The sequence below is a fragment of the Secundilactobacillus folii genome (assembly GCF_009720675.1).
Taxonomy (GTDB): domain Bacteria; phylum Bacillota; class Bacilli; order Lactobacillales; family Lactobacillaceae; genus Secundilactobacillus; species Secundilactobacillus folii.
In genome coordinates this window covers 17643-30351 of sequence record NZ_WNJO01000022.1, presented here as the reverse complement: position 1 = coordinate 30351, position 12709 = coordinate 17643, and the positions used below count along the sequence as shown (strand labels likewise).

General features: G+C 52.8%; 10 protein-coding genes and 1 pseudogene. 2 read left to right on the top strand and 9 right to left on the bottom strand.

The features are described 5' to 3' along the window. The 9 genes and pseudogenes from GM612_RS11650 to GM612_RS12515 all read right to left on the bottom strand — a co-directional run. Positions 1 to 222, bottom strand: a pseudogene (locus tag GM612_RS11650) (hypothetical protein); the annotation flags it as partial. 36 nt (positions 223 to 258) lie between these two features. Continuing rightward, the gene (locus GM612_RS11645; protein WP_155432531.1) at positions 259 to 486 is read right to left on the bottom strand and encodes a hypothetical protein; all 228 of its coding nucleotides are present in this window, start codon (positions 484 to 486) and stop codon (positions 259 to 261) included. A 276-nt stretch (positions 487 to 762) separates the two neighbouring features. Beyond that, complete coding sequence (locus GM612_RS11640; RefSeq protein WP_155432530.1) at positions 763 to 987, bottom strand: hypothetical protein; 225 nt, start codon at positions 985 to 987, stop codon at positions 763 to 765. A 321-nt stretch (positions 988 to 1308) separates the two neighbouring features. Beyond that, positions 1309 to 1647, bottom strand: coding sequence for a hypothetical protein (locus tag GM612_RS12355; RefSeq protein ID WP_216644521.1), 339 nt, complete (start codon positions 1645 to 1647; stop codon positions 1309 to 1311). Positions 1648 to 1812: 165 nt separating this feature from the next. Then, on the bottom strand, positions 1813 to 3300 hold the full coding sequence (locus GM612_RS11630) for a hypothetical protein (protein ID WP_155432529.1): 1488 nt from the start codon (positions 3298 to 3300) through the stop codon (positions 1813 to 1815). Positions 3301 to 3582: 282 nt separating this feature from the next. Further along, the gene (locus tag GM612_RS12530; RefSeq protein WP_246147756.1) at positions 3583 to 5730 is read right to left on the bottom strand and encodes a hypothetical protein; all 2148 of its coding nucleotides are present in this window, start codon (positions 5728 to 5730) and stop codon (positions 3583 to 3585) included. Positions 5731 to 5822: 92 nt separating this feature from the next. Continuing rightward, positions 5823 to 6035: a hypothetical protein gene (locus GM612_RS12525; protein WP_246147754.1), complete on the bottom strand. Its 213-nt coding sequence runs from the start codon at positions 6033 to 6035 to the stop codon at positions 5823 to 5825. Further along, positions 6025 to 8067, bottom strand: coding sequence for a hypothetical protein (locus tag GM612_RS12520; RefSeq protein ID WP_246147752.1), 2043 nt, complete (start codon positions 8065 to 8067; stop codon positions 6025 to 6027). The genes GM612_RS12525 and GM612_RS12520 overlap by 11 nt, the downstream gene beginning before the upstream one ends. 144 nt (positions 8068 to 8211) lie before the next feature. Then, positions 8212 to 9711, bottom strand: a complete 1500-nt coding sequence (locus tag GM612_RS12515; protein WP_246147751.1) for a hypothetical protein — start codon at positions 9709 to 9711, stop codon at positions 8212 to 8214. Here GM612_RS12515 and GM612_RS12510 point away from each other — a divergent pair. Together GM612_RS12510 and GM612_RS11620 are read left to right on the top strand one after the other, a co-directional pair. Next, complete coding sequence (locus GM612_RS12510; protein ID WP_246147749.1) at positions 9650 to 10714, top strand: LPXTG cell wall anchor domain-containing protein; 1065 nt, start codon at positions 9650 to 9652, stop codon at positions 10712 to 10714. The two genes, GM612_RS12515 and GM612_RS12510, sit on opposite strands and share 62 nt — an antisense overlap. Before the next feature lie 269 nt (positions 10715 to 10983). Then, complete coding sequence (locus GM612_RS11620) at positions 10984 to 12684, top strand: DUF5776 domain-containing protein (RefSeq protein WP_155432528.1); 1701 nt, start codon at positions 10984 to 10986, stop codon at positions 12682 to 12684. The last annotated feature ends 25 nt before the right edge of the window (positions 12685 to 12709 follow it).

Sequence of the window (12709 nt, the reverse complement as noted above, 5' to 3'; positions counted from 1 at the left end):
GGCTTTGAGTGCTGCTAGTTCTGCAGCATCAAGTGCCGCTACGAGTTCAGCTAACCAAGCAGCGAGTGATGCTTCACAAGCTTCCACTTCGGCTTCTGATGCATCGACTGCTGCAAGTGTTGCTAGTTCTGCTGCCAGTGGTAATCCTAGTGATGCCACGATCAGTTCAGCTGCCAGCGTAGCATCCAGTGCTGCAAATGTTGCTTCAAGCGCTGCATCCACTGCAACCAGTGCTGCACACGCCGCATCAAGCGCCGCTCAAAATGGCAATTCAAGTGCTGCTTCGTCAGCTGCTTCGGTTGCTTCAAGCGCTGCTAATGTTGCATCCAGTGCTGCAAGTGTTGCTTCAAGCGCTGCATCAACTGCAACGATTGCATCCACTGCATCCAGTGCTGCTAACGTTGCATCCAGTGCAGCCTCTGCTGCTTCATCTGCTTCTTCTGAAGCTTCAAGTGCTGAAAGTGCTAACCCTGGTAATTCAGGCATTAGTTCAGCAGCCTCAACCGCATCCAGTGCAGCCTCAGTTGCAACCAGTGCAGCCTCAGTTGCTTCATCGGCTGCTAGTGCTGCATCTAGTGCTGCTTCGGCAGGGGATAATACAACTGCTTCATCAGATGCAAGCCTCGCTTCGAGTGCTGCTTCAACTGCATCAAGTGCTGCATCGGTTGCCTCAACTGCCGCATCTACAGCCTCAAGCGCTGCAAGTTCGGCCGCATCCAGTGCTGCTAGTTCAGCTGCAGCATCAGCTGGAGTTAAAGCTTCTCAAGCAGCTAGTTCAGCTTCTGAAGCTTCAAGCTCAGCAAATGTTGCTAGCTCAGCTGCCAGTGGTAATCCAAGTGATGCCACGATCAGCTCAGCTGCTAGCGTTGCTTCGAGTGCTGCAAACATTGCTTCGAGTGCCGCATCAACTGCATCCAGTGCCGCATCAGTTGCTTCGAGTGCTGCCTCAACAGGTAATTCTTCAGCTGCATCGAGTGCTGCAAACATTGCTTCGAGTGCTGCTTCGACCGCATCCAGTGCCGCAAATGTAGCCTCAAGTGCCGCATCTACAGCATCGAGTGCTGCCAGTTCAGCTGCCTCAAGTGCTGCTAGTTCAGCCGCAGCATCAGCTGGAGTTAAAGCTTCTCAAGCCTCGAGTTCCGCTTCCGAAGCCTCGAGTTCCGCAAGCGTAGCCAATTCAGTTGCCAGTGGTAACCCAAGTGATGCAACGATCAGTTCGGCTGCAAGTGTTGCATCAAGTGCCGCTTCAGTAGCCTCAACTGCTGCATCAACCGCTTCCAGCGCAGCTAGTGTTGCCTCCAGTGCTGCTCAAAATGGTAATTCAAATGCCGCTTCAAGCGCAGCCAACGTTGCCTCCAGTGCTGCGTCTGTTGCATCAAGTGCTGCCAGCGTTGCCACTAGCGCAGCTTCAACTGCCACGATTGCGTCAGCCGCTTCGAGTGCCGCATCAACAGCCTCCAGTGCTGCATCTGCTGCATCGTCTGCTGCTTCTGAAGCTTCGAGTGCTGAAAATTCAAATCCTGGTAACTCAGGCATAAGTTCTGCTGCTTCAACAGCCTCCAGCGCTGCAACAACTGCATCAAGTGCAGCTTCAGTCGCATCTTCCGCAGCTAGCACCGCATCAAGCGCTGCTTCAGCAGGGGACAACTCAACTGCATCATCCGCTGCAAGTCTTGCTTCAAGCGCTGCTTCGACCGCATCTAGTGCTGCATCTGCTGCATCAACTGCTGCTTCGACTGCATCGAGCGCTGCCAGTTCTGCTGCATCAAGTGCTGCTTCCTCTGCTGCATCATCAGCTGGAGCTAAGGCTTCTCAAGCATCAAGTTCAGCTTCTGAGGCTTCTAGTTCAGCTAATGTTGCCAGTTCAGCTGCTAGTGGTAATCCAAGTGATGCGACGATCAGTTCGGCCGCAAGTGTGGCATCAAGTGCTGCCAACGTTGCATCGAGTGCTGCATCAACCGCTTCGAGTGCTGCATCAGCGGCTTCAAGTGCTGCCTCAACTGGTAACTCTTCAGCTGCATCGAGTGCCGCCAACGTTGCTTCCAGTGCTGCTTCGACCGCATCAAGTGCCGCATCAGTAGCATCAAGTGCCGCATCAGAGGCATCAAGCGCTGCTAATTCTGACGCTTCAAGCGCTGCTAACAGTTCAGCTTCTGCTGCTTCAAGTTCGGCTTCAGAAGCATCAAGCTCTGCTAGCCTTGCTTCCAGTGCTGCGAGTCTTGCCAGTTCCGCTGAAAATGCAAATCCTGGGAACTCCGCAATTAGTTCCGCTGCAAACACTGCATCGAGTGCCGCAAGCGTTGCTTCCAGTGCTGCATCTGTAGCATCGAGTGCCGCTAGTGTTGCATCAAGTGCAGCGTCAACAGGGGATCGTTCAACTGCTTCCAGTGCTGCTTCGACTGCATCAAGCGCTGCTTCAACAGCATCGAGTGCTGCAACAGTTGCTTCAAATGCTGTTTCAACAGCTTCGAGTGCTGCATCATCGGCTGCTTCAGTAGCTTCTGATGCATCGTCTGCTGCTAGTGACGCTTCAAATGCTTCGTCATCAGCAAGTGAAGCAAGTTCCGCTGCGAGTGGTAATCCTGGTAATTCAGAGATTAGTTCTGCTGCCTCGACTGCCTCGAGTGCTGCATCAACTGCTTCGTCAGCTGCCTCGACCGCATCGAGTGCCGCTTCAACAGCCTCGAGTGCTGCTTCAACCGGTGATTCATCAGCTGCATCAAGTGCTGCATCAACTGCCTCGAGTGCTGCTAGTGTTGCATCAAGTGCTGCATCGACAGCATCAAGTGCAGCCTCGACAGCTTCCAGCGCTGCATCCTCAGCTGCATCAGTTGCCTCGAATGCCTCAGCTGCTTCTAGCTCTGCATCAGAAGCATCCAGTGCGGCAAGTGTTGCTAGTTCGGCTGCTAGTGCAACATCTGGTAACTCAGAAACCAGCTCCGAAGCCAGTGTGGCTTCCAGTGCTGCTTCAGTTGCCTCCTCAGCAGCTTCAACTGCTTCCAGTGCAGCAAGCGTTGCTTCGAGTGCTGCCTCAACCGGTGACTCATCAGCTGCATCAAGTGCTGCCAACGTTGTTTCAATTGCTGCTTCAACAGCGTCGTCAGCTGCCTCTGTAGCTTCGAGTGCTGCTTCAGCTGCATCAAGCGTGGCCAGTTCAGCTGCATCAAGCGCTGCCTCGAGTGCTGCATCCTCAGCTGCCTCTGCGGCAGGTAAAGATGCTTCAACGGCATCAAGTGCTGCTTCTGCTGCATCATCTTCAGCAAGTGAAGCAAGTTCAGAAGCCAGTGCAACTCCAGGCAACTCTGATACCAGTTCGGCTGCTAGCGTTGCTTCGAGTGCTGCCGCAACAGCGTCATCAGCTGCATCGGTAGCTTCTAGCGCTGCCTCAGCAGCTTCGAGTGCTGCTTCAGCAGGTGATGAGTCAACAGCATCGAGTGCTGCAAATACAGCATCGAGTGCTGCAAATACAGCATCGAGTGCCGCAAACGTTGCCTCTAGCGCTGCCTCAACGGCATCGAGTGCTGCTAGTGTAGCTAGTTCAGCAGCGTCCAGTGCTGCCTCAAGTTCTGCATCTGCTGCAGGTCATGACGCGTCACAAGCTTCTAGCGTTGCCTCAGCTGCTTCAAGCTCAGCTAATGTTGCCAGTTCGACTGCTAATGCAACACCAGGTAACTCTGCTGCTAGTTCAGCAGCTTCTATCGCATCAAGTGCTGCAAACACCGCATCGAGTGCTGCATCAGTAGCTTCGAGTGCTGCAAGTGTTGCATCGAGTGCCGCCTCAAATGGTGATCCATCAGGTGCATCAAGCGCTGCAAACGTAGCCTCAAGTGCTGCTTCAGTAGCATCGAGCGCTGCCTCACTTGCTTCTAGTGCTGCCTCTACCGCATCAAGTGCTGAGTCATCAGCTGCTTCAGTTGCCTCTGATGCTTCATCAGCTGCTAGTGACGCTTCGAATGCGTCATCATCAGCAAGTGAAGCTAGTTCCGCTGCGAGTGGCAATCCTGGTAACTCAGAGATCAGTTCTGCTGCTTCCACAGCATCTAGCGCCGCATCGACAGCTTCATCGGCTGCTTCCACGGCATCGAGTGCCGCTTCCACAGCATCCAGCGCCGCATCAACTGGTGATTCATCAGCTGCCTCAAGTGCTGCTTCAACTGCATCGAGTGCTGCATCAACTGCATCGAGTGCTGCTAGTGTTGCCTCAAGTGCTGCCTCGACAGCTTCCAGTGCAGCTTCATCGGCTGCTTCAGTTGCTTCAAATGCCTCAGCTGCTTCGAGCTCGGCATCAGAAGCTTCTAGCGCCGCAAGTGAAGCAAGCTCAGCTGCTAGTGCCACACCTGGTAACTCAGAAACCAGTTCAGAGGCTAGTGTTGCATCGAGTGCTGCATCGGTAGCTTCAAGTGCTGCTTCGACAGCATCATCAGCTGCTAGTGTTGCGTCGAGCGCTGCTTCAACGGGTGATTCATCGGCTGCATCCAGTGCTGCCAACGTGGTTTCGAGTGCTGCTTCCACAGCCTCGTCAGCTGCCTCAGTAGCCTCAAGTGCTGCGTCAGCCGCATCCAGTGCCGCAAGCTCAGCTGCCTCGAGCGCCGCATCATCAGCTGCATCTGCTGCAGGTAACGATGCATCGTCGGCATCAAGTGATGCTTCTGCTGCATCATCATCAGCCAGCCAAGCAAGTTCAGTTGCTGGTACGACACCTGGTAATTCAGCTACGAGTTCTGCTGCTAGTCTTGCTTCGAGTGCTGCCTCAACAGCTTCAAGTGCGGCTTCGGTAGCCTCGAGTGCGGCTTCGGTAGCCTCGAGTGCCGCTTCAACGGGTGATAATTCGACTGCATCGAGTGCCGCAAGCACTGCATCGAGTGCTGCTAACGTAGCCTCAAGTGCTGCTTCAACTGCCTCAAGCGCTGCTAACGCTGCAAGTTCAGCTGCCTCGAGTGCCGCTTCAAGTTCGGCCTCAGCTGCTGGCAATAAAGCATCGCAAGCTTCTAGCTCAGCATCAGCTGCTTCAAGCTCAGCCAGCGCCGCAAGTTCAGTTGCCAACAACACGCCGGGTAATTCAGCTGTTAGCTCAGCTGCTTCGACTGCCTCCGCTGCTGCTTCAACAGCTTCGAGTGCTGCTTTGGTAGCCTCGAGTGCCGCAACTGCTGCCTCAAGTGCTGCTTCAAACGGTGATCCATCAGGCGCATCTAGCGCCGCTAACGTGGCTTCAAGTGCTGCTTCGGTAGCCTCAAGTGCTGCTTCTATAGCATCGAGTGCCGCTTCAACAGCTGCTAGTGCTGCATCATCAGCTGCTTCAGTAGCCTCTGATGCCTCGAGTGCTGCTAGTGATGCTTCAAATGCGTCATCATCAGCTAGTGAAGCCAGTTCCGCTGCCAGTGGTAATCCTGGTAACTCCGAGATCAGTTCAGCTGCCTCGACTGCCTCGAGTGCTGCCTCGACAGCTTCATCTGCTGCTTCCACAGCCTCGAGTGCTGCTTCCACAGCTTCCAGTGCTGCATCGACAGGTGATTCCTCAGCTGCCTCGAGCGCTGCATCGACTGCATCTAGTGCAGCAAACACGGCATCGAGCGCTGCCTCAACCGCCTCGAGTGCCGCTTCAACCGCCTCAAGTGAAGCTAGTGCAGCTTCATCAGCTGCCTCAGTTGCTTCAAATGCATCAGCTGCTTCTAGCTCTGCATCAGAAGCATCATCAGCAGCCAGTGAAGCTAGTTCAGCTGCTAGTGCCACACCTGGTAATTCAGAAACTAGTTCCGAAGCTAGTGTTGCTTCGAGTGCCGCTTCGGTTGCATCTTCAGCAGCTTCTACAGCTTCAAGCGCTGCTAGTGTTGCATCAAGTGCCGCTTCAACAGGTGACTCTTCTGCAGCATCGAGTGCCGCAAATGAGGTATCCAGTGCTGCTTCAACAGCATCATCAGCTGCCTCAGTTGCTTCGAGTGCCGCTTCTGCTGCTTCAAGTGTAGCAAGTTCAGCTGCCTCGAGTGCTGCTTCAAGTGCCGCATCATCGGCCGCTTCGACTGCTGGTCATGACGCATCAAATGCTTCTTCAGAGGCATCGGCTGCATCATCATCTGCAAGTGAAGCTAGTTCAGCTGCTAGTTCAACTCCAGGTAATTCAGCTACGAGTTCTGCTGCCAGCGTAGCCTCAAGTGCTGCTTCAACTGCCTCCAGTGCTGCGTCAGTTGCTTCGAGTGCCGCATCAACGGCTTCGAGTGCTGCTTCAACCGGCGATGACTCAACGGCTTCGAGTGCTGCAAGTACCGCTTCCAGTGCTGCATCAGTTGCCTCGAGTGCTGCTTCAACAGCTTCCAGTGCTGCTAGTGCTGCCAGCTCAGCTGCCTCGAGTGCTGCCTCAAGTTCAGCATCTGCTGCAAGCAGTGAAGCTTCGCAGGCTTCAAGTTCAGCCTCGGCTGCTTCAAGTGCTGCTAGTGAAGCAAGTTCGGCTGCCAATAACACACCGGGTAATTCAGCTGCTAGTTCCGCGGCTTCAACGGCTTCTAGTGCAGCAAACACTGCCTCGAGTGCTGCTTCGGTGGCCTCAAGCGCCGCAAGTGCCGCATCCAGTGCCGCTTCAAATGGTGATCCATCGGGTGCATCAAGTGCTGCTAATGTGGCCTCGAGCGCTGCCAGTGTTGCCTCGAGTGCTGCTTCAGTAGCATCCAGTGCAGCCTCAACAGCATCCAGTGCCGCTTCCAGTGCTGCCTCAGTTGCTTCTGATGCGTCATCTGCTGCTAGTGAAGCTTCAAATGCTTCATCATCAGCAAGTGAAGCTAGTTCCGCTGCGAGTGGAAACCCTGGTAACTCTGAGATCAGTTCGGCTGCTTCGACCGCATCGAGTGCTGCCTCAACAGCTTCGTCAGCTGCTTCCACGGCATCCAGTGCCGCCTCGACTGCGTCCAGCGCTGCATCAACAGGTGATTCTTCAGCTGCGTCTAGCGCTGCTTCGACCGCCTCGAGTGCTGCAAGTACGGCTTCGAGTGCTGCCTCAACAGCATCCAGTGCCGCCTCAACCGCCTCGAGTGCAGCTAGTGCTGCATCATCAGCTGCTTCAGTTGCTTCAAATGCCTCAGCCGCATCAAGCTCGGCTTCGGAAGCCTCATCAGCAGCTAGTGTTGCAAGTTCTGCTGCGAGTGCAACTCCTGGTAACTCAGAAACCAGTTCCGCTGCAAGTGTTGCTTCAAGTGCCGCTTCAGTAGCCTCAAGTGCAGCTAATACTGCATCAAGCGCTGCCAGCGTTGCATCGAGTGCCGCTTCAGCAGGTGATTCCTCTGCTGCTTCCAGTGCTGCTAACGTGGTTTCGAGTGCTGCTTCGACTGCCTCGAGTGCCGCATCAGTTGCTTCTAGTGCTGCATCAGTTGGATCAAGTGTTGCTAGTTCAGCCGCCTCGAGTGCTGCATCGAGTGCCGCTTCATCAGCTGCTTCAACAGCCGGCAGTAAGGCTTCACAAGCTTCAAGTTCAGCTTCAGAAGCCTCATCTGCTGCTAGTGTTGCAAGTTCTGCTGCCAGTGGGACACCAGGAAACTCTGATGTTAGCTCAGCTGCTTCGACCGCATCCAGTGCCGCTTCGACTGCTTCAAGTGCTGCTTCAACAGCATCTAGTGCTGCTTCAGTAGCTTCAAGTGCAGCTTCAAACGGTGACGATTCAACGGCCTCGAGTGCCGCCTCAACGGCATCCAGTGCTGCATCGACTGCCTCAAGTGCGGCCTCGACCGCATCCAGTGCCGCCTCAACGGCCTCAAGCGCTGCAAGTTCAGTTGCATCATCAGCTGCTTCGGCTGCTTCGAGTTCAGCTTCGGCTGCTTCAAGCTCAGCGACAAAGGCATCCTCAGCTGCGAGTGAGGCAAGCTCCGCTGAAAATACAACACCAGGGAATTCGGCAGTTAGTTCTGCTGCCTCAACTGCATCGAGTGCCGCCCAAGTTGCCTCGAGTGCTGCCTCGGTTGCTTCTAGTGCAGCTAGTGCTGCATCCAGTGCCGCTTCAAATGGTGACACTTCTGCCGCCTCTAGTGATGCTAGCGTGGCATCCAGTGCAGCTTCAACCGCGTCGAGTGCCGCTTCAGTTGCCACAAGTGCTGGTTCAACCGCTTCATCAGCTGCAAGTTCAGCCGCATCCAGCGCCGCTTCAAGTGCTGCTTCTAGCGCCGCCAGTGCCGCATCCAGTGAAGCTTCCAGTGCTGCCTCAACCGCATCCAGCGCCGCATCAGATGCAAGTCAAGCAAGTTCAGCTGCTAGTTCGAATCCTGGTAACTCAGAAATCAGCTCGGCTGCCTCGACTGCTTCGAGTGCTGCTTCAACCGCTTCGAGCGCTGCTTCAACAGCATCTAGTGCTGCAAGTACTGCCTCCAATGCAGCTTCTTCAGGTGATAATTCGACTGCCTCAAGCGCTGCAAGTACCGCTTCTAGTGCTGCTTCAACCGCTTCAAGCGCTGCCTCGGTAGCTTCAAGTGCCGCTTCAGCAGCATCGAGCGCTGCAAGATCCGCTGCATCCGCAGCTGCCTCTGGTGCCTCGAGTTCGGCTTCCGCTGCTTCTAGTTCAGCTTTGGTTGCTTCTTCAGCTGCCAATGTAGCCAAGTCAACAGCTTTGGCTAACCCTGGAAACACGGCTATCAGTTCAGCTGCTAGTGTCGCATCAAGTGCTGCTTCGGTAGCTTCAGGTGCTGCATTAACTGCTTCAAGCGCTGCTTCGGTTGCTTCCAGTGCAGCGTTGACTGGTAACACGGTAGTTGCATCGAGTGCTGCATCTGCAGCATCGAGTGCCGCTAATGTTGCATCCAGTGCTGCCTCGGTTGCTATCAGTGCTGCTTCAACGGCATCATCAGTTGCTAAATCACTGGCATCGAGTGCCGCTTCCAGTGCTGCATCAACAGCATCCAGTGCTGCTTCGACTGCTAGTTCCGCTGCATCCACAGCATCCAGTGCTGCTTCAACGGCAAGCTCAGCTGAGAGCGGAGAACCGGGTAACTCCGATGTTAGTTCCGCTGCTTCAACGGCTTCTAGTGCTGCATCCACAGCATCCAGTGCTGCCTCAACGGCATCGAGTGCTGCAAGCACTGCTTCTAGTGCCGCTTCAGCCGGTAATTCATCAGCCGCATCGAGTGCAGCAAGCACCGCTTCAAGTGCCGCCTCAACAGCCTCCAGTGCTGCAAGTACCGCTTCAAGCGCAGCTTCAACGGCATCCAGTGCTGCCAGCTCTGCTGCAAGTGCAGGTTCAAGTTCAGCTTCAACGGCATCGAGTGCAGCTTCAGTTGCATCGAGTGCAGCTTCAACTGCTTCGTCTGCTGCTAGCGTTGCAAGTTCTGCTGAAAGTGGTAATCCGGGTAACTCAGAAGTTAGTTCCGCTGCCTCGACTGCCTCTAGCGCAGCTTCAACGGCATCGAGTGCTGCTTCAGTAGCATCGAGTGCTGCCAGTGTAGCTTCAAGTGCTGCTTCAACCGGTGATTCGTCTAAGGCGTCTAGTGCCGCTTCAACGGCTTCGAGCGCAGCCTCAACAGCATCGAGTGCTGCAAGCACCGCTTCTAGTGCCGCTTCAACAGCCTCCAGTGCCGGCAGTGTCGCACAATCTAGCGCTGCAACCAGTGCTGCTTCAGCCGCTTCAAACGCCGCAAGCACTGCTGAATCCGCTGCTAGAGTTGCTTCAAGTGCTGCTGCTTTGGCCAACTCGACAGCTAGTGAGTGGCCAGGTGATGCAACGATCAGTTCAGCTGCAAGCACTGCTTCAAGTGCTGCTGCAGTCGCAACGAGCGCTGCTTCGGTAGCCGCGGTTGCTTCAGAAGTTGCTGATATTGCTTCCGGTGCTGGTCAAGCTTCCATGGCTTCGGTTGCTGCTGAGCGTGCTTCAAGTGCTGCGGTAGTTGCTCAGAGCGCTGCTTCGGTTGCAACGAGTGCTGAGAACGCCGCTAGTGCCGCTGCATTTAACGACGCTACGAACGCCTTGATCTCTGAGGCTGGTTCGATTGCTTCCCTGGCAATTCAAGCTGCTGACGTGGCTAGTGAAGCCCAGGCAATTGCACCATCAGATCCAGTTGTTACTGCAGCTGGTAATGAGGCCTTCAGTGCTGCCGCGGTTGCTTCGAACTACGCGAGTCAGGCTGCTAACGATGCGACTGCAGGGAACCTGTCAGACGCATCAGATGAATTAGCCGTTGCTTCTAGTGCCGCCTCGGTTGCACAACGAGCTGCGGGCAGAGCACACGCTGCTGCACTGACTGCTAACCTTGGTTCATCAAGTGACTCGACCAATCCAACTGGTTCTACTTCGACGACTTCGTCAAGTGCTACTACTGCGGATGGGTCAACCACGACTGAATCATCGACTGATGCAGTGACGAGTGCTGAGACTTCGAATGCAAGTTCAAGTGCTGCTAACAATGCGCAAACTGGTTCATCGGCTGCACCAACAACTTCAACGACAACTTCAACTTTGACTGATACTGTAGTTCCGACGACCACGACTCAAGCAGACCGCACAAGTGCTGCTGAGACGACTGGTTCTGCTGAAACGACTGAATCAGGTAACGGTGAAGCTGCGAATAACAGTGCTACTGCTACTGATGTCAATAATGGTACAGTGACGCCAAACACGAAGAAAACTGTGAATAAGAAGTTGCCACAAACTTCTGAAGCGCACGATAACTTCGGTGCCTTAGGTATGTTGGCCGTCGTTGTTGGGCTGTTCGGCTTAGCCGGAACTCGTAAGCGTCGCGAAGATAAATAATTAACGTTAAATTGATTATTTAACTTCATTTTCTGCATTCACCAACTTAAGAATGTGCAAAGAGCACCTAGATCAATTAAATGGTCTAGGTGCTTTTTGGGTTTAAAATACAGTCTGTTCGATAATTTTGATTAACTCAGATTATAAGTAAAAAATTGGGAAAGCTGCATCACATTTCCCTTATTGTATTAAAAATGATTGCATTATGCCTTGTTTATCAAAATTAGCTAACTTATAATAGAAACTAATACAAGAGGGGGTATCTTGTGATGAAAAATAAACGGAAATACTTTGGAGTTGTTTTAACTGCTGGGGCAGCTGCTCTAGCATTAGGCATTAGTAGTGGGGCAATTACCCCAACGATTCATGCTGCAAGTGGACTAACCATTACGGCAAAGGCGGCAACATATAGTTCCCAAGGATATTGGGATGCGGTTTATCGCTTAGGTGATCAATCTAAGTTATGGCCAAACAATACATCAGACTACTATGGTGCTACTGTTGACTCTGGGAGTGGTTATAATCATGGAATATATTTCACTAGCTTAAGAAATGGGACGAACTTTGGTTTAACGATCCATCAGCCATATGCTTCAAAAGTTGGTTCGAATAACGTCTTCTCCTTCACCAGTGCTGGATCAGGCGCAACAACTGGCAGTGATGAAGCACCATCGGCCTTTAATCAGCAGTGGAATTCAATTGCTAATCAGGCAGCCTTTTTCAAGAATTGGAATGAAAGTATGAACAGTGCCGATTCTGGTGACAGTTCTTTAACCTCATTGCCAAATATTGAAATTCCACCATTAGTTATTAGTGGTGGGGTTCTTGATGTAGATGCTAACGGGAATGTTTTGAACACACCGGCAACAATCACACCATCTGCTGTGGAACCTTACCTGTTAGGCTGGACGGCTACTAGTAACTGGCCTGTTTCGATTTCTTCTGGCAGTAACGTAAACGGTGCTGCCATTGGATTTACAACGGACAGCAATGGCGACATGCATTTGTCATCAGCTAATGCGACTAAGTGGGTTCAAGTTTCGAGTGGGGCGCACTTCCTATTTGCTAAGGCGGATGCGAACGTCAAAACCAGCGCAAGTACCACTGCTAAGGAAACTTTCTACCTAGTTTACGCAATCAACCGGGATGCTACTTCTGACTTCACAGTTAGAAATTCGACGGTTGCCGAAGGTTCAACTTGGAATCCAGCTGACAACTTCGTTAGTGGGACTAACCAGTACGGCACTGCACTTAAATTTAGTGATTTGAAGACGACTGGCAGTGTTGATACTTCAACACCAGGCACTTACAACGTTACTTACACCTATCCAGCACCTGGCAAAGATGTGACGAAGACCGCTACGATCACCGTTACAGGAAACAATGGAGGCAGTACGACGACCGGTGGGAATAGTTCATCAAGTTCATCCAACTCATCAACTTCATCAACTACCAACAATAACACCAGCTCTGGCACTTCAACCGATGTCTCTACTGGGACTGCCGTTGCACCGAAGAACTCAGTGATCTACGCAACTAAGGGTATCTATCTGTATAGCAAACCAACGTTTACTAAGTCGGCACGCAAAGTTCACTATCCAAAGCAAACGCGTTCTAACCGGCCAATGTTCATTGTAAGGGGCACTGCACGTTCCAAGAATGGTGTACTGCGTTACTCCGTTAAGAACACTGAGACTGGTAAGACCGGTTACATCACCGCCAACAAGAATTACGTTCAAAACGTCTACTACAAGACGGTTCCAAAGGATAAGACGATCACTGTTTGGTATAAGGGTGGTCTGAACGCCTACAAGAAGTCGAACTTGACTGGTAAGGTACGTCACTACAAGAAGGGCGCACACGTTAAAGTTACCCGTTTAGTTAAGTATCATTTGACTACTCGGTACGTTCTTTCTAACGGGACCTACGTTTCATCCAACAAGCGTTTAGTCTATGCTGGTCGGCATTAATTGATTTGAAAATGCAGTTTGACGG